29 protein-coding genes and 1 pseudogene are annotated in these 24,544 nt (G+C 70.5%); 24 read left to right on the forward strand and 6 right to left on the reverse strand.

Annotation, left to right across the window (positions count from 1 at the left end):
- Positions 1–566 precede the first annotated feature (566 nt).
- From VR894_RS03260 to VR894_RS03275, 4 genes are all read left to right on the forward strand, one after another.
- The gene (locus VR894_RS03260; protein WP_324649871.1) at positions 567–1,598 is read left to right on the forward strand and encodes a hypothetical protein; all 1,032 of its coding nucleotides are present in this window, start codon (positions 567–569) and stop codon (positions 1,596–1,598) included.
- A 42-nt stretch (positions 1,599–1,640) separates the two neighbouring features.
- Positions 1,641–2,057 (forward strand): hypothetical protein, encoded by a 417-nt coding sequence (locus VR894_RS03265; RefSeq protein ID WP_324649873.1) that lies wholly within the window; start codon positions 1,641–1,643, stop codon positions 2,055–2,057.
- Positions 2,054–2,734, forward strand: a complete 681-nt coding sequence (locus VR894_RS03270) for a hypothetical protein (RefSeq protein WP_324649874.1) — start codon at positions 2,054–2,056, stop codon at positions 2,732–2,734. Before VR894_RS03265 ends, VR894_RS03270 begins: the two co-directional genes overlap by 4 nt.
- Before the next feature lie 156 nt (positions 2,735–2,890).
- Positions 2,891–3,910 (forward strand): protein NO VEIN domain-containing protein, encoded by a 1,020-nt coding sequence (locus tag VR894_RS03275; protein WP_324649875.1) that lies wholly within the window; start codon positions 2,891–2,893, stop codon positions 3,908–3,910.
- A 183-nt stretch (positions 3,911–4,093) separates the two neighbouring features.
- Here VR894_RS03275 and VR894_RS03280 read toward each other — a convergent pair whose 3' ends face one another.
- Entirely contained in the window at positions 4,094–4,306 is a 213-nt protein-coding gene (locus VR894_RS03280; RefSeq protein WP_324649876.1) for a hypothetical protein, read from the reverse strand.
- Positions 4,307–5,055: 749 nt separating this feature from the next.
- Between VR894_RS03280 and VR894_RS03285 the strand changes: the two are divergent.
- The 13 genes and pseudogenes from VR894_RS03285 to VR894_RS03345 all read left to right on the forward strand — a co-directional run.
- Positions 5,056–5,409 (forward strand): annotated as a pseudogene (locus VR894_RS03285) (CpaF family protein); the annotation flags it as partial.
- 2 nt (positions 5,410–5,411) lie between these two features.
- Positions 5,412–6,269 carry a type II secretion system F family protein gene (locus tag VR894_RS03290; protein ID WP_324649877.1) on the forward strand — a complete coding sequence of 286 codons (858 nt, stop codon included), beginning with the start codon at positions 5,412–5,414 and terminating at the stop codon, positions 6,267–6,269.
- Positions 6,266–7,198 carry a type II secretion system F family protein gene (locus VR894_RS03295; protein WP_324649878.1) on the forward strand — a complete coding sequence of 311 codons (933 nt, stop codon included), beginning with the start codon at positions 6,266–6,268 and terminating at the stop codon, positions 7,196–7,198. The genes VR894_RS03290 and VR894_RS03295 overlap by 4 nt, the downstream gene beginning before the upstream one ends.
- Before the next feature lie 45 nt (positions 7,199–7,243).
- Positions 7,244–7,444, forward strand: a complete 201-nt coding sequence (locus VR894_RS03300; RefSeq protein WP_324649879.1) for a hypothetical protein — start codon at positions 7,244–7,246, stop codon at positions 7,442–7,444.
- The gene (locus tag VR894_RS03305) at positions 7,441–7,818 is read left to right on the forward strand and encodes a TadE/TadG family type IV pilus assembly protein (protein WP_324650051.1); all 378 of its coding nucleotides are present in this window, start codon (positions 7,441–7,443) and stop codon (positions 7,816–7,818) included. Before VR894_RS03300 ends, VR894_RS03305 begins: the two co-directional genes overlap by 4 nt.
- A 5-nt stretch (positions 7,819–7,823) precedes the next feature.
- The gene (locus VR894_RS03310; protein ID WP_324649880.1) at positions 7,824–8,279 is read left to right on the forward strand and encodes a TadE/TadG family type IV pilus assembly protein; all 456 of its coding nucleotides are present in this window, start codon (positions 7,824–7,826) and stop codon (positions 8,277–8,279) included.
- On the forward strand, positions 8,276–8,737 hold the full coding sequence (locus VR894_RS03315) for a pilus assembly protein TadG-related protein (protein ID WP_324649881.1): 462 nt from the start codon (positions 8,276–8,278) through the stop codon (positions 8,735–8,737). Before VR894_RS03310 ends, VR894_RS03315 begins: the two co-directional genes overlap by 4 nt.
- Before the next feature lie 149 nt (positions 8,738–8,886).
- Positions 8,887–9,384: a DUF6318 family protein gene (locus tag VR894_RS03320; protein ID WP_324649882.1), complete on the forward strand. Its 498-nt coding sequence runs from the start codon at positions 8,887–8,889 to the stop codon at positions 9,382–9,384.
- Positions 9,371–10,135 carry a hypothetical protein gene (locus VR894_RS03325; protein ID WP_324649883.1) on the forward strand — a complete coding sequence of 255 codons (765 nt, stop codon included), beginning with the start codon at positions 9,371–9,373 and terminating at the stop codon, positions 10,133–10,135. Before VR894_RS03320 ends, VR894_RS03325 begins: the two co-directional genes overlap by 14 nt.
- 55 nt (positions 10,136–10,190) lie before the next feature.
- Positions 10,191–10,769, forward strand: a complete 579-nt coding sequence (locus VR894_RS03330; RefSeq protein ID WP_324649884.1) for an HhH-GPD-type base excision DNA repair protein — start codon at positions 10,191–10,193, stop codon at positions 10,767–10,769.
- Positions 10,770–10,800: 31 nt separating this feature from the next.
- A complete protein-coding gene (locus tag VR894_RS03335) occupies positions 10,801–11,343 on the forward strand; it encodes a sulfite exporter TauE/SafE family protein (protein ID WP_324649885.1) in 543 nt (180 codons plus the stop codon).
- A complete protein-coding gene (locus tag VR894_RS03340; RefSeq protein ID WP_324649886.1) occupies positions 11,262–11,609 on the forward strand; it encodes a TSUP family transporter in 348 nt (115 codons plus the stop codon). The genes VR894_RS03335 and VR894_RS03340 overlap by 82 nt, the downstream gene beginning before the upstream one ends.
- 119 nt (positions 11,610–11,728) lie before the next feature.
- A complete protein-coding gene (locus tag VR894_RS03345) occupies positions 11,729–13,147 on the forward strand; it encodes an HNH endonuclease (protein ID WP_324649887.1) in 1,419 nt (472 codons plus the stop codon).
- A gap of 1 nt (position 13,148) precedes the next feature.
- On the opposite strand, the gene VR894_RS03350 is transcribed toward VR894_RS03345, so the two are convergent.
- The 4 genes from VR894_RS03350 to VR894_RS03365 form a co-directional block, all read right to left on the reverse strand.
- Complete coding sequence (locus VR894_RS03350; RefSeq protein WP_324649888.1) at positions 13,149–13,415, reverse strand: helix-turn-helix transcriptional regulator; 267 nt, start codon at positions 13,413–13,415, stop codon at positions 13,149–13,151.
- Positions 13,415–14,074: a hypothetical protein gene (locus VR894_RS03355; RefSeq protein ID WP_324649889.1), complete on the reverse strand. Its 660-nt coding sequence runs from the start codon at positions 14,072–14,074 to the stop codon at positions 13,415–13,417. The genes VR894_RS03350 and VR894_RS03355 overlap by 1 nt, the downstream gene beginning before the upstream one ends.
- A 367-nt stretch (positions 14,075–14,441) precedes the next feature.
- On the reverse strand, positions 14,442–14,750 hold the full coding sequence (locus VR894_RS03360) for an antibiotic biosynthesis monooxygenase (protein WP_324649890.1): 309 nt from the start codon (positions 14,748–14,750) through the stop codon (positions 14,442–14,444).
- Positions 14,751–14,763: 13 nt separating this feature from the next.
- Complete coding sequence (locus tag VR894_RS03365; protein ID WP_324649891.1) at positions 14,764–15,759, reverse strand: LacI family DNA-binding transcriptional regulator; 996 nt, start codon at positions 15,757–15,759, stop codon at positions 14,764–14,766.
- Between the two features lie 212 nt (positions 15,760–15,971).
- On the opposite strand from VR894_RS03365, the gene VR894_RS19085 reads away from it, so the two are divergent.
- The 3 genes from VR894_RS19085 (at position 15,972) to araA (ending at position 18,425) form a co-directional block, all read left to right on the forward strand.
- Positions 15,972–16,046, forward strand: a complete 75-nt coding sequence (locus VR894_RS19085) for a hypothetical protein (protein WP_416380804.1) — start codon at positions 15,972–15,974, stop codon at positions 16,044–16,046.
- Positions 16,047–16,198: 152 nt separating this feature from the next.
- Complete coding sequence (locus VR894_RS03370; RefSeq protein ID WP_324649892.1) at positions 16,199–16,915, forward strand: L-ribulose-5-phosphate 4-epimerase; 717 nt, start codon at positions 16,199–16,201, stop codon at positions 16,913–16,915.
- A 1-nt stretch (position 16,916) separates the two neighbouring features.
- Positions 16,917–18,425, forward strand: coding sequence for an L-arabinose isomerase (gene araA / locus VR894_RS03375; RefSeq protein ID WP_324649893.1), 1,509 nt, complete (start codon positions 16,917–16,919; stop codon positions 18,423–18,425).
- 60 nt (positions 18,426–18,485) lie between these two features.
- Here araA and VR894_RS03380 read toward each other — a convergent pair whose 3' ends face one another.
- Complete coding sequence (locus VR894_RS03380) at positions 18,486–19,511, reverse strand: LacI family DNA-binding transcriptional regulator (RefSeq protein WP_324649894.1); 1,026 nt, start codon at positions 19,509–19,511, stop codon at positions 18,486–18,488.
- Between the two features lie 202 nt (positions 19,512–19,713).
- On the opposite strand from VR894_RS03380, the gene VR894_RS03385 reads away from it, so the two are divergent.
- The 4 genes from VR894_RS03385 to VR894_RS03400 all read left to right on the forward strand — a co-directional run bounded on the left by VR894_RS03385 (position 19,714) and on the right by VR894_RS03400 (position 24,511).
- Positions 19,714–20,721, forward strand: coding sequence for an ABC transporter substrate-binding protein (locus VR894_RS03385; RefSeq protein ID WP_324649895.1), 1,008 nt, complete (start codon positions 19,714–19,716; stop codon positions 20,719–20,721).
- A gap of 102 nt (positions 20,722–20,823) precedes the next feature.
- Positions 20,824–22,371, forward strand: coding sequence for a sugar ABC transporter ATP-binding protein (locus VR894_RS03390; RefSeq protein ID WP_324649896.1), 1,548 nt, complete (start codon positions 20,824–20,826; stop codon positions 22,369–22,371).
- Positions 22,368–23,435, forward strand: a complete 1,068-nt coding sequence (locus tag VR894_RS03395; RefSeq protein ID WP_324649897.1) for an ABC transporter permease — start codon at positions 22,368–22,370, stop codon at positions 23,433–23,435. Before VR894_RS03390 ends, VR894_RS03395 begins: the two co-directional genes overlap by 4 nt.
- Positions 23,432–24,511 (forward strand): ABC transporter permease subunit, encoded by a 1,080-nt coding sequence (locus VR894_RS03400; RefSeq protein WP_324649898.1) that lies wholly within the window; start codon positions 23,432–23,434, stop codon positions 24,509–24,511. Before VR894_RS03395 ends, VR894_RS03400 begins: the two co-directional genes overlap by 4 nt.
- Positions 24,512–24,544 lie beyond the last annotated feature (33 nt).

Consider the following 24,544-nt stretch of genomic DNA (forward strand, 5'->3'; position numbering starts at 1 on the left):
AGTGAGCAGCGGGCCGCCCGCCGGCCCTCTCTTCCTTCGACTCCCTGAGTCACTGGCATGGAACGGCCCTCACCCGGACTTGGCGGCCCGGGTGAGGGCCGCTCTCTTGCCCTTCGAATGTGACACCGAGATACCGCCGAGGAGATCCCCGTGCTGACCTGCCCAGGATGCGGCGTCGAGCCGCTGACCGGCCGCCTCGACACCTGTTCCGATCGCTGTCGCCAGCGCGTCGCCCGCGCCCGCCGTAGGGCTCGGGAGCAGCGCCGCGACGCCGAGCTGGAGCGGCTGCGCGCCCGGCTCGCCGACGCCGAGCGAGCCGCCGAAGGCGCCGCTGCCCCGTTTACACGCCCCTGAACGACGCCGAGCTGGCGCCGAGGAGAGCCCGTCAGGGTGCCAAGTGCCGTACGGGACCTTTCTAGTCCCTACTTCTGTTCTGTGTTCGAGAGACCGACCTCTCCAACAACTAACAGAGATACGCCCTAGAACGCTCCCGTACGGCACTTGGCACCCTCACCCGGCCCCACCGCCTCACCCGGCGCCACCGCGCCCACCCCGAGAGAGCATCCATGCCTACCTACCTTGACAAGCTCGCCGCCCTGCGCGACGGCGGCCGCCTCCGCCACACGACCCACCGCGACGAGCGACCCTTCCGGCGCAAACTCGACTCCGACGGGAGCGGCCGCTCGATCGAGGCCCCCGGCACGCGCACCCTCGCCCGCGTCTTCGTGCTGCCGTGGCTGACCGACACCGGCCGCGAGCCGTTTCGCGCGCGCTCCAGCGTCGCGCTCCTGACGCGCCCGACGGGCTCGTCCGAGGAGCCGACGGCGGCGAACGTGCTCACCCTGGCCGATGAGCTGCGCGAGGTTCTGGCCGCCCTGCCCGAGCGGCCCGACGCCGGGCGCCCGTACAACGACGTGCGCTTCCTGGTTACCGTCGCCGACCGGCGTACCGCCGAGGAGTACACCCGGGCAGCGATCCAGCACGCTCGGCGCCTGGCGCCCCACTGGAGCTCTCCGCGCCCGGAGAAGCCGGTCCCGAGCGGCCCGACGCTGACCGATGCCGAGCGCGTTCGGGCCTACCGCGCCCGCATTCGGCGCGAGGGGGAGACCTCGGCCCGCCGCTTCATCCAGGCCGCCCTCGCGCGCGGCCGCGACGATGACCACGACCCCGAGGACCTCGTCCTGCGCCGTGGCGCCCGCATCGCCGCCGCCGAGCTGTGGGCCACCGCCGAGAGCGAGTTCCTCTTCATCGACGGTGACGTCGAAGACGACGGCCACGTCTGGCGCCTGCCCGGCCGGACGACCTTTTACGCCGTCGCCGACGAGATGCTCGGCGCCCGCCGCCGCGTCAACGGCACCCGCGTCTACGTCATCCCCGAACTGCCCGCCGAGCCTGAGGAGGCCGACCCGATGGACACCGCGACCGCGATGCTCTTTGACCGAACCGCCGAGATCCTCGCCGACCGCCACGAGGAGCGCCTCGCCCGGCTCCGCTCCGGCGACTACGCCGGGGCGCTGACCCTCCAGCGCGAGGCAGCCACCGGCACCGACGGCGGCGTCGTCGACCTCGCCGCCGTCCGCGCTCGGCGCGCCCGCTGACCTGACCTCGCTCCGGTTCACCCGCTACCCGAAGGACTTTCCATGCCCCTAGACCCCACGCCCGTCGGCGAGTCGATCCTCCCCGACCACGTCGTCCAGAGCGACGCCTTCCGGCTCTTCGTCGCCTACGTCGACCACTACATGCCACAGATGGACGGCACCCGCGCCGACCACGCGGCCGTCGTCGGCTGGGCCCAGGCCGTCGCCGACCTCGGCCTCGCCGTCGAGGAGCCCGTGGCCGTGTTCGTGCTGGAGGCCGTCCCGTCGAAGGAGAACCGCGTCTCGCTCCGCGCGATCGCTACAGCGACCCTCTTCCCCTCTGGCGACCCCGCCTCGATCCGCGACGGCGCGGTCGCGCATCTGCCCGACGTTAGCGAGATCCCTTCCCGCCGTGAGCGCCGCCGCCGCGCCCGCGCCGCCCGCCGTACCCGCTCGACCGTCCAAAAGGAGACCCCATGACAGCAACACTCGACGTCGCCAGCCTCACGAGCCGCCAGCGCAAGCGCTACACCCGGCGCCTCGCCAGCGTCCGTCGGTTCATCTCCGAGCCCGGCTCGGTCCCGCGCGGTCTCCTCGGCGACGTGTCCCGAGAGGACTTCTTCAGGATGACGCCGGAGCAGCGCGGCGAGCACCTGACGGCGATCGTCGACCGGGAGACGGCGGACCACCTGGCCGAGCTCGCCACCCTTCACCCCGAGGGAGCCCCCTCCGCTCGGCAGGCCCCCCGTACGGCGGCCCCCGTCCCGTCGACGGCGGCCCCCGCCTCCGAGACCCCACCCCCGTCGCCCCGGCCCGCTGCGGCGCCCCGTCCGGTCGCGCCCCGCTTCCGCCCGGGGGCGCCGCTGGAGGCCGTGCCCGTGGCCGGGAGCGTGACCGGTGGCCGTGCTCTCGACGAGCAGCCCCAGCCCCGCGCCGAGGACCCCACCCGCGCGGACACGCGGGGCGCTGGCCGCGACCGCTTCACGCCCGGTGAGACCGTCGTCCGTTGTGTCGGCTGCGGCGAGTGGCTACCCGCCAAGCCGTCGCGCTCCGTCGTGGCTCGGTGCTCGGCGCCGCCGAAGCGACGCAAGCGTGACGCGAGGTCGCGCGCGACGTGCGGCGGGTGGACCAGGCCGGGGGAGTCCGTCGACGGCTGAGGGGTGGGGGCACCCTCCCCCCTCCCCCCTCCCTCCCGCCCGGGGAGGCATAGCGCCCGCCCGTGCGCGCAAGTCTGGGGCCGTGAGTATTGCTCTGGCCGGAATCGGAACCTTCGATCAGCTGTGACCGGGTCCTCGAGACGGCACGCTTGCTGCGTGGCGATCAATGCATGGTGGGCGGACCAAGCAGCGCAGCGGTACTGGATGGAGATCACGGATCGAGACGATCCAGGCGTGAACCTCACAGCTCCCCAGTTCAACGGAGCTGGCCGCGACGAATGGTCCTACAGACTCGTCACTTACGCTGCGCCAGGCGACACCGTCCTTCACTGGCACAAGACGCTCGCGGGGCGACCAGCCTTAATCGGGTGGTCCGAGGTCCTCGGGCCTCTTGCTACAGGGACTATGGAGTGGCTCGCTCGCGGCAGCCGAGGTAGGGCGCGCGGCTTGGCAAGTGAAGTGCCAACCTGGACGACTGAGCTGGGAGGCCTCAACGAGCTTCCCCGCCCTATCGCACTCGATCGGCTGAACCCCCATCGCGACGAGATCCTCAGAGCAATCGCCCGGACTGCCGAAGAGAATCCCGGAAGCATCTACGCCCCGTTCTACGACTACGGTGGCCGGACCCTTCGAGCCATGCAGGCTTACCTGGTCAAGATGCCCACACAAGTGCTTGAGGTGCTCGCTCGTATCGCTGACCTTGGACAGGTGCCAGGAGTCGAGACACGCGGTCCACACCCGAGGGTGAAGGGCGCCCAGGGCCGTCAACAGCACCCGGCGCTCCGCAAGGCGGTGGAGGTGCACGCAGTCGAGTTCGCGAAGGCGCACTACCGCTCTCTGGGAGCGACGAGGATCAAGGAGCTGGGCAAGCCATACGACCTAAACGTGCAACTCGACGGTGTGGAGCGACACGTTGAGGTCAAGGGTGCGACTGCCGACGAGGTCGTGTCAGTGACCTTGACGGCCGGTGAGGTCGACCACGCATCGACGTGGCCGACAACCGACCTCTTCGTGGTGGATGGCATCCGATACCGCGAAGTGGCAACCGGGCGGTTCGAGACGAGTGGGGGCACCCCGCGCGTCTGGCCCAGCTGGCGACCCGAGATCAGTGCCCTGAAGCCCACCGAGTACCGATACGCGCTGCCAGATTCGGATCGGGAGAGCGACACACGCTGAGAACCTTGACTCGGCGAGCTTCTGGAGGAGTATCGGGTCATGCGCGAACGGTCCCGCATCTCGGCGCCCGGGGCGCCCAAGTTGCGTACGGGGCTCCGAACAAGAGAGAGTGTGTCTACAACGAAACGACGTCGGACCCTGTCGGGTCCGACGTCATCTCGTCTCCAGATTGCAGCTCGGAGATCAGCCCTCGGCGGCGCCATCCGCGGAGGACATGTACTGCTCATACGAGAGCCGGTAAGCAGCCTCGCCCTTCCTGCCGATGCAGGGAGGGAAGGTTGCGCCGGCCTCGTGATGGGTCACGACGTTGTACTGGTCGAAGTAGAGGCCAGTGGAAGGGACGCGCTGTCCGGTCTTCCACCTGCCATTGGGTCCGAGCGGGTCGTGCTTGGTCAAGGGTCTATCCAATCGAGAGTCGGGTAGGGGGAGCAGATGTCCGCCCTGGTTGATCTAGGCGCGTACCGAGTGGCACGCGCTGGGAGTGCAGCCGCGGAATGCGACTGCGGCGGTCAGTGGTTCGTCCTGAGGGGGCGGCCCTCGGATCCGACTGTTGCCTCGCACGGTGCCGTGACCCTGGACGCGAATGGACGCGTCACGGGATACGCAGGTGCCCCTCACTGCGGCGACTGCGGACGGCTCTGGGCGCCGAGCCCTCGCTCTTGAGGGCTCCATAGCTGGTCGATCTCCGCCCCTTGGGGGGCTCTGGCGCAAGCGCTCTCCTTCCGGTGTGCGGGCGACCGCACTGAACTACATGCGTGTCGTTTTGCCTGGTCGTGAGAGGGACACTACACCTAGTGGTCTGGGGTCGGAACAACCCCAAGGTGTTGTGTCGGCGAGTCGCGTTTTCCGCGTGTCGTCCACAGTCTGCGGGGTCATCTTGTGGATGCCTTTGGGTAAGGCTGTGGACGAGCCGACGCCCGCACTCGAACGACCGTACGAAAAACCCCCAGATCGCTTGGATCTGGGGGCTTCTTCGTATGTGGACGGGCGGAGCCCGACTTGGATCAAGAGATGTGGACAAGTACGACCAGGCCGCATCACCGGAGCCCCAATATTGGCACCCGGACACGCGACACGCCCAAAACGACACGCCGAGTGTGTCTGGCGTCACAGCTTAGTAGATGTGTGCTCACGTGACATTAGATATTCCGGGGATGTGCACGGTCCATGCCAACTCGGCGCGCGAGGCCGTCACCAAGATGTGCACCCTTCCGCTGCTGGCCGGGGAGAACGTCTCGAGCACCTTCGTCGTCCCGACTGTCGCGTCGGCCATCGACCTCGTTGTCCACCTGGAGCTGGACAGGCACGGACGACGGCGGGTGCGGGAGATCGTCGCTGTCACCGGCAGGTCGGAGGAGGGGGTCGTCGAGACAGCGGAGATCTTCGTCCTGCGCGGGGACGTGCTCGAACGCTCCGGTGGCTTCCCCTCCGACCCGGATCGCTTCGTCAGAGCCGGCTACGACCTCGCCGACCTGCTCGCGCAAGGCTCCGGGAGGTAGCCGTGGGCACGGTGGCGGGCCTGCTCCTCGGCGCAGGTCTGCTGCTGCTCTGGTTCGCCTGCTGGCCCCAGCCGACGCGACAACGACGCACCTCACGCTGGCGGGAGCGCACCCAGGACCTCCTCGTCCGTGCCGGTGCGCCGGCGGTGACACCCGCCAGGCTCGTCGTGGCGTCGGTGGTGCTGGCAACTCTCGTGCTGCTGCTGACGTTCGGCTTCACGGCGTCCCCGCCGATCGCCGTCTGCTTCGGCGCGATTGCCGCCGGTGTGCCGTCAGCCCTCGTCAGGGCACGGGCCAGGCGACGGCAGATCGAGCTGCGTTCGGTGTGGCCGGAGGTGGTCGACGACCTCATCTCCGCCATCCGAGCCGGCATGTCGCTGCCCGAGGCGCTGACCAGCCTCGGTGAACGCGGTCCGGTGGAGGTGCGTCCCGAGTTCCAGCGCTTCGGGGAGGACTACCGGGTCACCGGGAGATTCACCGAGTCGCTCGACCGGCTCAAGGCGCGGCTGGCCGACCCTGTCGCCGACCGCATCGTCGAGGCGCTGCGGATCACCCGGGAGGTCGGGGGCTCGGACCTCGTCCGACTCCTGCGCACCCTCGGCCAGCTGCTCCGAGAGGATCTGCGCACCCGCGGCGAGCTCGAGGCCCGCCAGAGCTGGACGGTCAACGGCGCGCGCCTGGCGACGGCCGCCCCGTGGTTGGTCCTCCTGCTGCTCAGTGGCCGCCCCGAGACTGCGGCGGCGTTCAACTCGGCGATGGGGGTCTTCGTCCTTGCCGGCGGCGCGGCGGTCTCCGGGCTCGCCTACTGGTTGATGGTTCGGTTGGGGCGGCTTCCGGAGGAGGCCCGGGTGTTGCGATGAGCCCGACGGCGTGGGGCGCGTTCGCGGGGCTGCTCGGCGGCCTCGGACTCGTCCTCGTCGTGTGGCGGGTGCGCGCGATGCGCCCACGGCTGCCGGACCGCATCGCGCCCTACCTGCGGGAGCGGCCCGCAACATCAGGCCTCCTCAGCGAGCCTCGCACGCACACGCCGTTCCCGACCCTCGAGAGCCTCCTCGCACCCGTGATGGCCGACGCCGGCCGCGTCCTCGAGCGCCTCGGCAGCACGTCGCAGAGTGTGCGCCGACGCATCGTCCACGCCGGCTCCGCACTGACGGTGGAGCAGTTCCGGCTCGAGCAGATGATGTGGGGCGTCCTCGGCATGACCGCGGGACTGCTGCTCGTCACGGTCGCGGGCGTCGCACGCGGCCTCAACGTCGTTGCCGGTACCGGCGTCGTCGTCCTGAGTGCCTTCATCGCCGCAGTGGCACGTGACCGCTGGCTCACACGCGCGGCGACGCGGCGTCAGCACGCGATGCTCGAGGAGCTGCCGGCCGTCGCCGAGCTCCTCGCGCTCGCTGTCAGCGCAGGTGAGGGACCGATGGCCGCACTCGAACGGGTGGCCCGCACCACGCGTGGAGCCCTGACCGCGGAGCTCGAGGCCACGCTCGCCGAGGCCCGCGCCGGGACGGCGCTCGTGGTGGCCCTGGAGCGGTTCGCGACGCGGACGTCGCAGCCCGCCGTCGCGCGGTTCGGCGAGGGCATCGCCGTTGCCGTCGACCGTGGGACCCCGCTCGCGGAGGTGCTGCGCGCGCAGGCCCACGACGCCCGCGAGGCCGCCCGGCGCGAGCTCATGGAGACGGGTGGGAAGAAGGAGATCGCGATGATGATCCCGGTCGTCTTCCTCGTCCTGCCGGTCACCGTTCTGTTCGCTCTCTTCCCTGGGCTCGTCCTGCTGCAGGTGGGCCTATGAACGCCAACCCGAACTCGACCGCCCACCACCTCGAAGGAGACAGACATGCGGCTGTATCTCAGCACCTACCTGGCATCGCTCCGGCGTCGTGTGCCGCACCTCGCCGACGAGCGAGGGGACGTCCCTGGATGGGTGCTCGTCACACTGATGACGGCAGGCCTGGTCGTCGCCATCTGGTTGATCGCCGGACCGGCGCTCATCAACGTGTTCGAGACGGCGATGCGGCGGGTGCTCGAAGGCATCTGAGCCGGTTCGCGTCCGACGACGGGTCCGCCGTCGTCGAGTTCGTCCTCGTCTCGATCCTGCTGGTGACGGTGCTGCTCGGGGTTCTGCAGCTGACCCTGGCGCTGCACGTCCGCAACACGGTGGTGGATGCTGCGGGGGAGGGCGCCCGGTACGGCGCGCTCGCACAGAGCTCGCCTGCCGCCGGGGCGGCGCGCACCAGTGAGCTGGTCGCGACGGCGTTGAGCCCGAGGTATGGGGAGAACGTCACCGCGGAGGTCGTCGAGCGCGACGGGCTGGTGCTCGTGGAGGTCACCGTTCGGGCGCCCTTGCCGGTGCTGGGACTGCTCGGTCCCGGAGGCACCCTCACCGCGAGTGGACGGGCGGTACAGGAGTGATGTTCTTGCGCGCGCTTTGGCGTCGAGCACGGCGGGAGGAGAGCGGGAGCGCCGTCGTCGAGTTCATCGGCGTCACGCTGGTCCTGCTGCTGCCGCTCGTGTACCTGATCCTCACCCTGGGACGGGTCCAGGCAGCGGCCTTCGCGGCCGAGGCAGCCGCACGGGAGTCCGGTCGGGTGCTGAGCCAGGCGGAGGACTTCCCCACGGCGGTCGCCCAGGCGCAGACAGCGGTGGATCTCGCCTTCGACGACCACGGCATTGATGTCGATCCCGCAGCGGCGTTGTCGTTCACATGCAGTGACGAGCCGTGTCTGGCGCCCGCCAGCCGGATCCACGTGGAGGTCTCCGCCGTGGTGAGGCTTCCGCTCGTGCCCGAGTTTCTGGCGGGCTCGCTGCCTCTCGAGGTGCCCGTCCAGGCGACCCACCTTGCCGTCGTGCCGGAGTTTGGAGGTGGGTCATGACGGCGAAGATGCGCATGGGGCGCGACGGCGAGGAAGGTCAGATCACGTTGCTGTCCATCGGGTTCGGGCTGCTCGCACTCACGCTGGTGCTCGTCGTCGTGGCTGCGTCGTCCGTGTATCTCGAACGCAAGCAGCTGCTGGCCCTCGCTGATGGGGCGGCCGCGGACGCCGCCGACGCGATCGACTACGAGCTCTACTACTCGCCCGACGCTGCACGCGACGGACTGCCACTGTCCAACGCATCGGTCCAGGAGTCGGTGGAGAGCTACCTCGGGGACTCCGTTGCGGCGGGCCGGTTCCGGGCACTCCAGGTGGGGCGGACCACAGGCACCGTCGACGGCCGGATGGCGCATGTGACGCTCTCGGCCGTCGCGCGGCCTGCCGTGGTGCCGTGGGTGCTCGCACCGTGGGCCGACGGGTTTGCGATCACAGTGACGTCGTCGGCGAGGGCCGACTGATGGGAGAGCTCATGAAGACGTCCAGGACGTGGCGCCGCTTTGGTGCGTGCGTGGTTCTCGTCGGTCTACTGGCAACCGGGTGCAGCGACGACGGCAGCGGCGAGGATCCGACGCCACCCACGCCGACGGGTGCGAGCGAGGAGCCAAGCGTGACGGAGGCACCGTCGCCGACGCCCGGACCTACACCGTGGCCCGAGCCGACACGACCCGCGGCGATGGAGAGGGACGACGTTGAAGGAGCCAAGGCGGCGGCCGAGTATTTTCTTAAATTGTTCTCTTACGTGTACGCCACGGGTGATCTTTCCGAATGGTCTGAGTTCACTCACTCCGATTGCATGTTCTGCACCAGCGTTGCCGAGGATGTATCGGAGTTGTATGCCCACGGCGGCTATGCCGACGGCCCTGCCATCGAGGTGCTGACGATGGAAGCAATGCCGCCCGACGAGGACTACGCGTACTACTCGGTGGCAATTGAAGCATCTGAGCGGACCTCCCGTCGGTTCGACCGGGCAGGCGTTGTGACTGAAGAGAACGAAACCTCCGACCTGGAGGTTGACTTGGTACTGGATCGGGTCGACGGCGAATGGACCATACGAGGCGCCGTTGGCACAACTCCGATGGGAAGTGACTCCGATGGCCGCAAATAGCGCACTGGCGATTGCGCTCATAATCGTCTCTTCGGGGGTATTTTCGGGGCACGGCGAGGGAGATGCCGTGAAGGTTCGGGCGGAGAGCAACGGTAGAACCGAGATTCAATCATCCGGGCAGCACGGCGGGTATGCGGCTTCAACCGGAGGAGAGCCGGCGGAGCCCTACTGCCCACCGACGCTCTACACGTTCGGAGTAATCAAGAAGGTACTCACCGACTGCGACGCCGCTGGCGGCACTGAACTGACGCCAATATTCGACAACAACGAGGTGGATGAGGGAGACCCGGAGGTGGTCCCTCAACGTCGGGTTTTCACCGTTTCCCGCGAGGACGTGCAGTCGCTCCTTGTCAGCCCTGGCAGTCTGGAGATCCAACCCGACCAGCCCTGGGTGCTCGTCAACACCGACACGATCGTGCTGACGGATTCGGCTGAGCACGTGCTCGTCACCCAGGTTCTTGGGTACGACGTCGATGTCCGCGTCACCCCAGTCCTCTTCACGTGGGACTTCGGCGACGGGTCGCCGCCCCTGACGGGCACGGACCCAGGCGCGCCGTGGCCGAACCACACCGTCTCCCACGCCTATGGGGAGGCGGGCGTCGTCTCGATTTCTCTCCGCACCGAGTGGGATGCCGCGTTCCGCGTTGAGGGAACGAGCGCGTGGATCCCGGTGACCGGTCGAGCGGTCACCACACTGACGAGCGAACCGGTGGAGGTGGTGACCGCAACGCCGCGCCTCACCGCCGGCTGACTGCGCACAAGCCAGCTCTCGGTGACAACAGGGCGGCGAGTGAGAGGATCGGAGCATGGACCATCAGCTGCACTTCACGGGTGACGAGGCCGCCGACCGTCTGCTGTCCACCGACCCGCTCGCGCTGCTCATCGGCATGCTGCTCGACCAGCAGATCGCCATGGAGACCGCCTTCGCCGGCCCGCACAAGCTGGACGAGCGTCTCGGCGGCTTCGACGCCGCCAAGCTGGCCGCCATGGACCCCGACGATCTCACCGACGTCATGCGCCAGACCCCGGCCGTCCACCGCTACCCGGGCTCCATGGCCAAGCGCATCGTCGCGCTGAGCGCCGCCATCGTCGAGGACTACGACGGCGAGGCCTCCCGCATCTGGACCGACGGCGAGCCCGACGGTGCGGAGATCCTGCGCCGTCTCAAGAAGCTGCCTGGCTTCGGGGAGCAGAAGGCCAAGATCTTCCTCGCCCTACTCGGCAAGCAGTGCGGCCTCGAGGCACCGGGTTGGCGGGAGGCCACCGGGAGCTACGGCGAGGAAGGCGCGCGCCGCTCGATTGCCGACGTCGTCGACGAGGACACCCTGCTCCAGGTCCGCGAGACCAAGCGCGCTGCCAAGGCAGCCGCGAAGAACAAGTCCTGACCGTCCGGTCTGACCGGGTGACCACCTCACTGTGACCATCGCCCTGGCCGCCGCCGTCGGCGTCATGGTCGGCGTCGTCGTCGGCACGCTCGGTGCCGGCGGTGGGATCCTCAGCCTGCCGATCCTCGTGTACGTGCTCGGTATGGCGCCACACTCGGCGGCGACGGCGTCGCTCGTCATCGTCGGGGCGACGTCGCTCGTCTCGCTCATCCCGCACGCGCGGGGCGGCAACGTCCACTGGGGGCAGGGACTGACCTTCGGCCTCCTCGGCGCTGTCGGCGCGATCGGCGGTGCGCGCCTCGCCGCTCTCGTCGACCCCGAGCTTCTCATGGCGCTCCTCGCCGCCCTGCTGCTCGTCGTCGCCGCGGTCATGCTGCGCCGGTCCTTCATCGCGCGCCGCTCGAGTGCCGGGAATGGTGACGCGGACGACGACGCTCCGGTGCCGCCGTCGGGCCGGATCCCCACGCACTGCTCACCGTCTCGGCGGCCACGGTGGTCGGGCTCCTCACCGGGTTTTTCGGCGTCGGCGGCGGGTTCGTCGTCGTGCCCGCGCTGCTGCTCGTCATGCGGGTGAGCATGCGGGTTGCCCTCGGGACCTCGCTGCTCGTCATCGTCGTCAACACCGCGCTCGGCCTGCTCGGCCGCATCGGGCAGAGCTTCGAGGTCGACTGGGTGGTGGTGGCGGCCTTCGCCGTCACCTCGATGGCCGGCGGGCTGCTCGGCGGCCGGTTCTCCAGCCGGGCCCGGCCGCAGACCCTCGCCCTGCTCTTCGCGCTGCTGCTGCTCGGAGTCGCCGTCGCGACCGGTGTGCAGGCGGTCCCGGCGCTGCTGTCGGGCTGACCTGGCCGATCGGCGACCCTTGGGTCGTGCGTCGTCTGTGCCGGGTCGTCAGCTCGTGCCCCGCGGGCGCGTTCCGCGGTCCTCGGCCAATGTCAGTGGTCGCTTGTAACGTGAATCACATGGACGGGGCAGGGGCGCAGAGGGTGCCAGGCGGTGACGTCGCGGTGGTCACTGCGACCGACCTGGCTGCCTGGCGCACCGCACTGGCAGACCTGAGCCGGGACGTCGCGGACGCCGACCGCATCGACCAGCTGCGGCTGCTCGAGGAGCTCAAGTCCGCGGCGTGCGCAGCGCAGGCTCAGGTCGCGGTGGACCTCGACGCCTCGCAGCGCCAGGAGCAGGCCACGGCCGGTGTGCCGCTCGAGCGGCGCGGTCAGGGCATCGGCGCCCAGGTTGCACTCGCCCGGCGCGAGTCGCCTCATCGCGGTGGGCGGCTCCTCGGGCTGGCGAAGGCGCTCGTCGTCGAGATGCCGCACACGTACCGGGCGCTGCAGGCTGGAACGCTCAGCGAGTGGCGGGCGACCTTGCTGGTGCGGGAGTCTGCGTGCCTGTCGGTGGCGGACCGGGCGGCGTTCGACGCAGAGATGGCCGCGGACCCTCGCACCCTCGAGGGCCTCGGAGACAGGGCTCTGGTGGCGCGCGCGAAGCAGGTTGCTTACCGGCTCGACGGCGCAGCCCTTGTGCGGCGCGCCCGTAGGGCAGAGTCCGAGCGGTGCGTGAGCCTTCGCCCGGCACCGGACACGATGAGCTACCTCACCGGTCTGCTGCCGATGGCCCAGGGAGTGGCGGTACTGGCTGCGCTGCAGAAGGTGGCAGACACGGCCCGCGCCCTCGGGGATCCGCGCGGCCGGGGCCAGGTCATGGCCGACACCCTGGTCGAGCGGGTCACCGGTCAAGCCGCCGCGGACGACGTGCCGGTCGAGCTCCAGATCGTCATGACCGACCGGACTCTACTCAGCGGCGACGGCGAACCGGCGCACGTCCAGGGGTACGGGACCGTCCCGGCGCAATGGGCACGCGAGCTCGTCGCCCGAAGGCTCAGCGCCTCCGCGGCCGACGGCTGCGTGAGGGTCTGGGCTCGGCGCCTGTTCACCCATCCGACGACGGGTCAGCTGGTCGCGATGGAGTCGCGGCGCCGCACCGCACCGGCTGCGCTGGCGCGTTACATCACCACCCGCGACCAGATCTGTCGCACCCAGTGGTGCGACGCGCCGATCCGGCACGTCGACCACGTCGTTCCCCATGCGGAGGGCGGTCAGACGGTCGAAGGAAACCTCGAGGGGTACTGCGAGGCTTGCAACTACGCCAAGCAGGCGCCTGGGTGGTCTGCGAGAGCGCTGGGAAGTGCCGCTCGCGCTGGTCCTGCGGGCGAGTTGGCGCCGGGTCGGCACGTCGTGCAGACCATCACGCCAACCGGCCACCTGTACGAGTCGCGAGCCCCGGCCCTGCCCGGTCACCGGACGCCCCGCAGGCGGCTGCGGCGCCGGCGCCGCGACAGCCACGCTGAGCGGTACTTCGCACGCTGGATCGGAGCCTGAGTTACCGCCCCGGGCCGGGGCGCGCGTCGCCCCGGCCGGCTCGCACGAGGAGGTCACCGATCTCGCAGTCGAGCGCCTCACAGATCGCGGTGAGCGTGGAGAACCGGATCGCGCGGGCGCGGTCGTTCTTGAGCACCGAGAGGTTGACGATGCTCACCCCGACCAGCTCGCTCAGCCGGGTGAGCGTCATGCCGCGCTCGGCGAGGAGCTCGTCGAGGCGGCAGTGGACGCCGGTGGGGGCGTCGTCGTCCTCCTTGATGCGAGCCATCAGACGAGGCCCTGGGTGTCGCGCTGGAGGCGCTCGCCGATCTCGAACGCGGCGGCGACGACGCCCAGTGCCAGCCCGATCCCGATCGGTGCCAGGCTGAGCTCGAGGGAGAAAGACATGACCATGCCCCGCCCCTGCTCGGCGACCATCTCGGCGACGCCGAGATGGTCCACGACCTCAGCCCGCCCCATGGCGGCGAGCATCTGCGGCAGCACCCCGCCGACCATCACCAGGGCCGCGGTGATCAGCAGCGCCACGGTCGCCGAGCGGCCGAAGGGCCGTTGCCGCGCGACCCGCACGCACAGCCAGATCAGCGCCAGGCAGACCCCGATCGCGGCGAGCGAGCCGGTCGCCTCCGCGCCCCAGAGCAGCCACCGTGCCGCCGACGGCACCCCCTCGACGACGGCGGTGACGGCCTCGTAGCGGGCCTCGGTGATCGCGGGGAGGTGCTCGGTGAACTCCGGTACCGAGTCGTCACTGAACGGAATTCCCTCCACCGCCAGCGGGTCATGTCCGAAGATCCGCTGAGCGCTGATGACCATGCTCACGGTGTGTGTCAACGCGACCAGTGCGGCGCCCACCCCCACGATCCACAGACCGGCGCGGTCGGACGCATCGAGGAAGCAACGGATGGCTGACGGTGCCTGCGTCGTACCCATGAGAGCACACCTTTACGATAGTCGATAACAACGAATGTCGTTAAAGGTAGGGCGATGGCTGGGCGATGTCAACGCGGCAATCCGCAGTGCAGGCAATCCGGCTGCCGGCGGCCACGTGAGGGGTTTGGGGTGCCGTTGTGTGCGGTGGGGTGCGAACAACCCCGCTGTCGGCGAGAGGGAGGCGGGTCGGGCCGCCGTTACGTCCGGTAGGTGCAACAACTCCGCTGTCGGCGCGAAGGGAGGGGGCGCGCGGCCGTCAACCGTGGCGGGTGAAACAACTCCGCTCTCGGCGAGGGAGGGGGTCGGGCCGCCGTCACGTGGAGCGGGTGCAACAACTCCGCTGTCGGCGGGAGGAAGGGGGGTGGCGTCAGGGGAGGGTGACGACTTCGAACTCGAGGAGGGCGGTGCCCGTTGCGACCGGGCGGTCGTCCGCGTGGCGGCCGGTCGCGTGGCCGTGCGCGAACTGCTGGGAGTCGCGCCAGGACTGGAAGTCCTGCTCGCTGGCCCAGGTCGTGACCACGAAGTAGCGGCTCTCGCCCGCCACGGGGCGCAGCAGCTGGAAGCCCTCGAACCCCGGGGCGGAGTCGACGGCGTGCTTGCGCGCGGCGAAGCGCGCCTCGAGCTCGGTCCCGGCGCCCTCGGGCACCGTGATGGCGTTGATCTTCACGACGGACATGGGTGGCTCCTTCTCAGTTGCCCCGGGCGGGTCGGGCGCCGGAGGACTCTCGGACGACGAGCTCGGGCCTGCTGGGCTCGGTGCCGACGGCGTGGCCGTCGAGCACTGACAGCAGCGTGTCGATGGCGTGCCGGCCGAGGTCCGCGAACGGTTGCCGCACGGTGGTCAGGGGCGGCTCGTAGAACTCACAGCCCGCCACGTCGTCGTAGCCCACGATCGCGACGTCGTCGGGGATGCGCAGGCCCGCCTGGTGGAAGGCACGCATCGCCCCGAGGGCGACGTAGTCGTTCGCCGCGAAGACGGCGGTGGGCCGCTCCGGCTGGGCGAGGATCTGCTGGGCGGCCGCGTAGCCGTCGGTGCCCTCCCAGCCCCCGTTCAGCACCTCCGGCACCGGGAGACCGGCCGCCTCGAGCTCGGAGCGCCAGCCCTCGACGCGTGCCCGGGCGTCGAACCAGTCCGACGGGCCGGCGATGTGCGCGATGCGCTCGTGCCCCAGGTCGATGAGGTGCCGGGTGGCGTCGCGCCCGCCCTGCTCGTTGTCGATCGCGACGACGCGGAGCGGCCCCGGGTCGGGCATGTCGGTGGCGATCGCGACCACCGGCAGCGTCCCGGCCAGGCGGTGCGCCTCGTCGGCGGTCTGGATCGTGGGGGCGACGACGATGATGCCCTCGACCCCGAGGGTGAGGAAGAAGTCGAGGACCTCCGTCGGGCTCGTGCTCGCCGTCTCCGTCGCGGCGCTGATGGTGGCGTAGCCGAAGCCGCGGGCCGCCTCCTGGATGGCCAGTGCCGTGTGGCTCGGGCCGAAGAGCGTGACCGCCGGTGTCACCACCCCGATGAGGTGCGTGCGGTTGGTGGCCAGCGCGCGGGCCGACATGTTGCGCCGGTAGCCCAGCGCGGCGATCGCCTCCTCCACCCGCTCGCGGGTCGAGGGGCGCACGAGCGCCGGTGAGTTGAGGACGCGCGAGACCGTCTGGTGGGAGACGCCGGCGCGCGCGGCGACGTCTGCCATGACCGGCGATCGTCTCGCCGTGCTCCGCGCGTCGTTGCCCACCGGTGACTTCTCCTTCGTCGTCGTCGCGGCCCATTGTGCCGCCTCCGTCACATACGTCGTGCCGCGTTGCGCGCTCAGGTCCTCCAGGGACGAGGTGCGCACGGCCAGCCGGCACGGCTGACCGGCCTCCCGGCTGCTCGCCGGCGCCGGCCGGACCGACCCCGCAACTCGTGCCGCTGGTCGCCTACCACCGCTGGGGTAACCGCGGGCCGTCGACGATGCGCGTGTGGATGCCCGAGGCCTGACTCCGGCGGCCCGGTCGCCGTGGCGCGCGACGCACCGCGCGACACGGTGGCCAAGCGGGCGATGTTAGCGATAACATGACGGGACGGAATCGAGGAGGATGCGGAGAGATGACACGAGCAGCGCAGTCCGGTGGCATCGGGGAGGTCGCGCGATGAGGGCACTCGCCGACCTCACGGTCGAGCAGCAGCAGGCGGTGGCGGCGGCGCGGGCCGTCGTGTCCGACCTCCACGCCGAGCTGCCGCGCAACGGACTGGTGGTGTGGACCGCGGGCAACATCTCCCAGCGGGTCCCCGGCACCGACCTCATGGTCATCAAGCCCTCGGGCGTCTCCTACGACGAGCTCTCCGCCGACGTCATGGTCGTGTGCGAGCTCGACGGGACGAAGATCGACGACGGGACCGCCGCGCACCTGCAGCCGTCCTCCGACACCGCCGCGCACGCCTACGTCTACCGCCACATGCCGGAGATCGGGGGAGTGGTGCACACCCACTCGCCCTACGCCACCGCCTGGGCGGCCGTCGGTGAGCCGGTGCCGTGCACGCTGACGATGATGGCCGACGAGTTCGGCGGCCCCATCCCCATCGGCCCCTTCGCGCTCATCGGTGACGACTCCATCGGCCGCGGCATCGTCGAGACCCTGCGCAGCTCGCGCTCCTCGGCCGTCCTCATGCAGAACCACGGACCCTTCACGGTCGGCCGGGACGCCAGGGCCGCGGTGAAGTCCGCCGTCATGGTCGAGGAGGTCGCCCGCACGATGCACCTGGCGCGCCAGCTCGGCACGCCGATCCCCATCGACCAGGGCGACATCGACCACCTCTACGACCGGTACCAGAACGTCTACGGCCAGCGCGACAACGAGGAGAGCTAGCATGCACAACCCCTTCGAGGGCAAGGAGATCTGGTTCCTCACCGGGAGCCAGGACCTCTACGGCGAGGACACCCTGGCCCAGGTCGCCGGGCAGTCGGCGCAGATCGTGGCGCAGCTCAACGAGGGGTCCCAGATCCCCGTCCGGGTCGTGCTCAAGGGCACGATGAAGGACCGCGACGCCATCCGGGACGCGGCACGCGCGGTCAACGCCGACCCGAGCTGCCTCGGCGTCATCGCCTGGATGCACACCTTCTCCCCGGCCAAGATGTGGATCGTCGGCCTGGACGCGCTGGACAAGCCGATGCTCCACCTGCACACGCAGGCCAACCTCGCGCTGCCGTGGTCCACGATCGACATGGACTTCATGAACCTCAACCAGGCGGCGCACGGGGACCGCGAGTTCGCCTACCTCGCCACCCGCATGGGCGTGGCCCGCAAGACCGTCGTCGGGCACGCGAGCCACGAGCCGGTGCGTGAGCGCATCGGGACCTGGGCCCGCGCCGCCGCCGGCTGGGACGCGCTGCAGCACATGAAGGTGGCCCGCTTCGGGGACAACATGCGCGACGTCGCCGTCACCGAGGGCGACAAGACCGAGGCCGAGATCGCCCTCGGCGTCTCGATCAACACGTGGGGCGTCAACGACCTCGTCGAGCGGGTCGCGGCCGTCGAGGAGTCGGCGATCGACGCGGTCGTCGCCGAGTACGACTCCCTGTACGCCGTCGTCCCCGAGCTCGGGCCCGACGGCGAGCGGCGTGAGTCCCTGCGCTACGGGGCCCGCCAGGAGCTCGCCCTGCGCGCCTTCCTGGACGAGGGTGGGTTCACCGCCTTCACGACGAACTTCCAGGACCTCGGCGGGCTGCGCCAGCTGCCCGGCCTGGCCGTCCAGCGGCTGATGGCCGACGGCTACGGCTTCGGCGCCGAGGGCGACTGGAAGACCGCGATCCTCGTGCGCGTGGCCAAGGTCATGGGCTACGGCCTGCCCGGCGGCGCCTCGCTCATGGAGGACTACACCTACGAGCTCACCCCGGGCCGGGAGAAGATCCTCGGCGCCCACATGCTCGAGGTGTGCCCGACCCTCACGCAGGACAAGCCCTCCCTGGAGATCCACCCGCTGGGGATCGGGGACCGCGAGGACCCGGTCCGGCTGAAGTTCACGGCCGACCCGGGGCCCGCCGTCGTCGTCTCGCTGGCCGACATGCGCGAGCGGTTCCGGCTCACGGCCAACGTCGTCGACGTCGTCGACCCGGACGAGCCGCTGCCCAACCTGCCCGTCGCGTGCGCGGTGTGGGAGCCGCGGCCCTCGCTCGAGACGTCCGCGGAGTGCTGGCTCACCGCCGGGGGCGCCCACCACACCGTCATGTCGACCGCCCTGGGCATCGAGGCCTTCGACGACCTCGCCACCATCGCCGGTGTCGAGCTCGCGATCATCGACGAGACGACGACCACGCGGGCCTTCCGCGACGAGCTGCGCCTCAACCAGGCCTACTACCGCATCGCGCAGGGGCTGTAGCGTCCCGCGCGAACGAGACGGGGCCGCCCAGGCGGGCGGCCCCGGCTCGTCCCGCGGCTCTCACCGCGGGACGTGCGGGCCGGAGGATGCGCGCACCACCAGCTCCGGCCTGCTCGACGTCGGCGCCGGGTCCTCCCCGGCGAGCACCGCCACGAGCGTCTCGATCGCGTGGGTCCCGACGGCCGCGAAGGGCTGCCGGACCGTCGTCAGCGGCGGCCCGTAGAAGTCGGAGCCCGCGACGTCGTCGTACCCGACGACGGCGATGTCGTCCGGTATGCGTGCTCTCGCCTCGGCGAAGGCCCGCATGAGGCCCAGCGCCAGGTGGTCGTTGGCGGCGAAGACGGCCGTCGGGACCTCGTGCCGGGCGAGCAGACGTCTCCCGGCCGAGTAGCCCTGGCTGGCGTCCCAGCCCCCGGTGACGATGTCCGGGACGCGGAGCCCGGCGTCGAGGAGCTCGGCGCGCCATCCCTCGACCCGCGCGCGTGCGTCGAACCAGTTGGCCGGCCCGGCGACGTGCGCGATGTGCTCGTGGCCGAGGCCGATGAGGTGCGCGGTGGCGTCGCGGGCTCCCTGGTGGTGGTCGATCGTCACCAGGTGCAGCGGCCCCGGCGCGGGCAGGGCGGCGGCGATCATGACGACGGGCAGCGACCCCGCCAGGCCGAGTGCGGCGTCGGCGGTCTCGACCGTCGGCGCGACGACGATGATGCCGTCGACGCCGAGGTCGAGGAAGAAGTTGAGGACGTCGTGCGGGCTCGCCGTCGCATCCTCGATCGCGGCCGTCACGCTCGCGTAGCCGGCGGCCCGGGCGGCACTCTGGATGGCCGCCGTCGCGTGGCTCGGCCCGAAGAGCGTGACGCCGGGGGTGACCACCCCGATGAGCTGGCTGCGGTTGGTCGCCAGCGCCCGTGCGGACATGTTGCGCCGGTACCCCAGCTCGGCGATCGACCTGAGCACCCGGTCGCGCGTCTCCGGGCGGACGAGCATCGGCGAGTTGAGGACGCGGGAGACGGTCTGGTGGGACACGCCGGCACGCGCCGCGACGTCCGCCATGACGGGCTGCCGGCGTGGGGCCACGGGGTCGTTCACGGGTCTCCCCCTGCTGGTCGGGAGCGGGTTCGGTGCTGGTCGCGGGTGCCGTGGCGCGCGCCGGTCCACGATCCGCACCGACGTGACCCACCTCACGAAACCCCTTGACCGGACTCATGTTAGCGCCCACAATGAGAGCGCTAACACAGTTTGGGCACGTGGATGTGACACGCATCGAGGTCGATGCTCTCGAGGAGGAGACATGGTGAGCAGGAGAAGCACACGCCTTCGGGCGGCGGCAGCACTGGCAGCCGCATCGATGCTGGCACTCGCCGGCTGCGGTGGCGGCGACGGTGGCGGCGGCGACGACGCCGGTGGCGGGACGAGCACCGACGGGGGAGGCGGCGGGGGCGAGCTCGTCCGCGTCGGGTTCTCCCAGCTGGGAGCCGAGAGCGGGTGGCGCACGGCCAACACCGAGTCGGTCCAGGAGAGCCTGAGCGAGGAGAACGGGATCGACCTCACCTTCGTCGACGCGCAGCAGCGACAGGAGAACCAGATCCGGGCCCTGCGCGACTTCGTCTCCCAGGACATGGACGTCATCGCCTTCTCACCGGTCATCGAGACCGGCTGGGACCAGGTGCTCCAGGAGATCAAGGACGCGGGCATCCCCGTCGTGCTGGTGGACCGCACGGTCGAGACGACCGTCGAGGACCCCTTCGTCACCTGGATCGGCTCGGACTTCCGCGCCGAGGGTGTCACCGCGGGGGAGTGGGTGGCCGAGAACCACCCCGACGCCCAGATCTTCGAGCTCCAGGGCACCATGGGCTCCGGGGCCCAGGTCGACCGCCAGGAGGGCTTCCGCGAGATCGTCGGTGACCAGGTCATCGGCGAGGCGAGCGGCAACTTCACCCGCGCCGAGGGGCGCACGGCCGTCGAGGCCGCGCTGCAGGCCTACCCGGACATGGACCTCATCTTCTCCCACAACGACGACATGGGGCTCGGCGCGATCGAGGCCATCGAGGCCGCCGGCATGACCCCCGGCGAGGACATCACCATCGTCACCGTCGACGCCGTCAAGGACGGGCTCCAGGCCCTCGTCGACGGCAAGTTCAACTTCGTCGTCGAGTGCAACCCGGTGTTCGGCGACCAGCTCGCCGAGCTCATCACCAAGGTGGACGCCGGCGAGGAGGTCCCCGAGCAGACCTTCGTCGAGGAGAGCGCCTTCGACCAGTCCATCACCCAGGAGTTCGTGGACGAGCGGCCGTACTGACGGCGGCCGGCGCCGGGCAGTCGTCCCGGCGCCGGTCGGAGGCCCGCCGCCACCCGGCGGCGGGCCACGTCAGCCACTCGCACTCACAGGGAAGGTCGGGCGATGTCCCACCCCGCCAGCGCGGCACCCACCCCGGTCGTGGAGATGACGGGGATCACCATCACGTTCCCCGGCGTCAAGGCCCTCGACGACGTCGACTTCCGGCTCTTCCCGGGCGAGGTCCACGCCCTCATGGGGGAGAACGGCGCCGGGAAGTCCACCCTCATCAAGGCACTGACCGGTGTCTACGGCGTCGACTCGGGCCGCGTCGTCGTCGCCGGGCGCGAGCAGCGTTTCAGCGACCCCGGTGCCGCGAAGGCGGCCGGGATCAGCACCGTGTACCAGGAGGTCAACCTCTGCTCCAACCTCACCGTCGGTGAGAACGTCATGCTCGGGAACGAGGTGCGGACCGGGCCCTTCATCAACTGGCGGGCCACCCACCGGGAGGCGGCCCGGCACCTGGCGCAGCTGCGACTCGACGTCGACCCCCGGTCGCCGCTCGCGTCCCACACCATCGCCGTGCAGCAGCTGTGCGCCATCGCGCGGGCGATCGTCGTGGACGCCAAGGTGCTCATCCTCGACGAGCCGACGTCCAGCCTCGACAAGGCCGAGGTCGCCGAGCTCTTCCGGGTGATCCGCCAGCTGCGCGACAGCGGGGTGGCGGTGCTGTTCGTCTCCCACTTCCTCGAGCAGGTCTACGAGATCTCCGACCGGATGACCGTGCTGCGCAACGGCCGCCTCGTCGGGGAGCACCGCACCGCGGACCTTCCCCGCCTCACCCTGATCTCGGAGATGATCGGGCGCGCGAGCGACGACTTCGCGAGCATCGAGCAGGAGGCGCGCCAGGTGGCCGCCCGCGACGTCGGCGGGGGGACGCCCCTGTTCCGCGCCGTCGGCCTGGGCAAGGAGGGCTCCGTCGAGCCGTTCGACCTGGAGCTGCACGAGGGCGAGATCGTCGGGATGGCCGGGCTGCTCGGCTCGGGACGCACCGAGGCCGGGCGGCTCCTCGCCGGCGTCGACCGTGCCGACACGGGAACCGTCGAGATCGACGGGAAGTCGGTGCGCCTCAGCTCACCGCGGGTGGCGCTCAGCCACGACATCGCCTTCTCCACCGAGGACCGGAAGAAGGAGGGGATCGTCGGCGACCTCACGGTGCGGGAGAACATCGCCCTTGCGCTCCAGGCGGGCCGCGGCACCTGGCGGCCGATCCCACGCAAGGAGCTGGACGCGATCGTCGCCAAGTACATCGCGGCGCTCGACATCAACCCGCCCAACCCGAACGCCCTCATCAGGAACCTCTCCGGCGGCAACCAGCAGAAGGTGCTGCTCGCGCGCTGGCTCGCCACCGCGCCCCGGCTGCTCGTCCTCGACGAGCCGACACGCGGCATCGACATCGGTGCCAAGGCCGAGATCCAGAAGCTCGTCGCCGACCTCTCCCGGGACGGCATGTCCGTCGTGTTCATCTCCTCCGAGCTCGAGGAGGTCGTGCGCCTCAGCGAGCGGATCCTGGTGCTGCGCGACCGCCGCATGATCGCCGAGGTCGACAACGACGACGACGTCACCCCCGGGTCCATCCTCGAGACCATCGCGAGCGGAGCGCAGGAGTCATGACCGCGTCCACCGGCCGACCGGCGGGGCGCAACCTGCTCCGCGACATCTCCAGCCACGGCATGTTCTGGCCCGTCGTGGCCCTCGTCCTCCTCGTCATCGCCTGCGGGCTGCGCAGCCCCGGCTTCCTCGACGTCACCGTCCGCGACGGGCACCTGTTCGGCCAGCTGGTCGACATCGCGCGCAACAGCGCGACGCCCCTCCTGCTCGCCCTGGGCATGTGCCTGGTCATCGCCACCGGCGGCATCGACCTGTCCGTCGGCGCCGTCATGGCGATCTCCCTGGCCGTCTCGCTCGAGTACATCGACGGCGCTGCGGACCCCGGCGCGGCGACCGCGCTCACGGCCGTGGCCCTCGGGCTGTTCGTCGGGATGCTCGTCGGTGTCTTCAACGGCTTCCTCGTCACCGTGCTGGGGATCCAACCGTTCATCGCCACGCTCATCCTCATGGTCGCCGGGCGGGGCATCGCCATGCTCATCACCCAGGGACAGATCACCACGGTGACCAGCCCGCCGTTCAAGGCCATCGGGGCGGGGTTCGTGCTGGGGATCCCCACCCCGGTGGTCATCGCCCTGGCCGTGTTCGTCGTCCTCAGCCTGGTGGTCCGGCGGACCGCGCTCGGGATGTTCCTCGAGTCCATCGGCATCAACGGGGAGGCCTCCCGCCTCTCCGGCGTGAAGGCCCGGAGCACGACGTGGCTCGTCTACGTCATCGCCGGGCTCCTCGCCGGCCTCGCGGGCATCGTCTACGGCGCACCGACGATGGCCGCGGACGCCAACAACATCGGCCTCATGCGCGAGCTCGACGCGATCATGGTCGTCGTCCTCGGCGGCACCAAGCTCTCCGGGGGCCGCTTCTACCTCGGCGGCGTCGTCGTCGGTGCGCTGATCCTCAGCACCATCGAGCGGGCCGTCATCATCTTCCAGCTGCCCTCCGAGACGACGCCGCTGTTCAAGGCGCTCGTGCTCATCGCCGTCACCGTCGCGGCGTCGCCGATCCTGCGCGAGCGGGTGCAGCTGCGGCGGGCCCGGGCAGACGTCCACACCGAGACGAAGGTGGCAGCGTGAGACAGCAGACGGACACCGTGCGCACGGTGAAGGCCGGCCGGGCAGGCACCCCTCCCGCGGCCGAGAACAGGGGCCGCGGGCTGCGCACGCGCCTCGGCAGGCTGGACCGGCGATTCCTCCCGGTGGTGGGCACGGTCGCCACGCTGGTGGTCATGCTGGGGGTCGGCCAGGCGCGGTACAGCACCGACGCCGCGAGCTTCGTGTCCATGCGGCTCATCTCCAACCTGCTGGTCGACAACTCCTACCTGCTGGTGCTGGCCGTCGGGATGACCTTCGTCATCCTCACCGGCGGCATCGACCTCTCGGTGGGGGCCGTGGTCGCGCTCGTCGGTCTGACGGTGGCGCAGCTGTTCATCGCCGGGGTGCCGCTGCCCGTCGTGCTGGCGGTCGGCGTGCTCATCGGCACCCTGTGCGGCCTGCTCATCGGCGTCATGGTCCAGGTGTTCGACATCCAACCCTTCATCGCCTCCCTCGCCGTGATGTTCCTGGCCCGCGGGCTCGCCAACGTCGTCAGCGTCCAGTCCCTGGCGATCGACGACCCGGGCTTCGCGGCGCTCGCCTCCTGGGGCCTGCAGTTCGGGGAGGGCAGCGGGATCTGGCGGATCAACTCGAGCATGCTCATCGCCGCGGCCGTCCTCCTCGTGGCGTTCTACCTGCTGCACTACACCCGTTTCGGCCGCACCGTCTACGGCCTGGGCAGCGGCGACGACGGGTCCGCGGTCCGCCTCATGGGGCTGCGGGGGGAGCGCACGCGCATCCTCGTGTACGTCATCAGCGGCACCTGCGCGGGCATCGCCGGGATCCTCTTCGCCTTCTACACCCGCTCCGGGTTCAACCTCACCGGGATCGGCATGGAGCTCGACGCGATCGCGGCCGTCGTCATCGGCGGCACGCTCCTGTCCGGGGGCGTGGGCTTCGTTCTGGGCACCGGGGTGGGAGTGCTGGTCTACGGCCTGATCCAGGTGCTCATCGCCCGCGAGGGGCTCGACTCGTGGTGGACCCGGGTGTTCATCGGGGTCGTGCTCCTCGGCTTCGTCATCCTCCAGCGCGCCATCTCCGTGCGGCGCAGGAGGTGAACGAGGAGGAGGCCGGCCCCGGGTGGGCCCGCC

This window comes from Georgenia sp. H159, from assembly GCF_035607575.1.
Taxonomy (GTDB): Bacteria; Actinomycetota; Actinomycetes; order Actinomycetales; family Actinomycetaceae; genus Oceanitalea.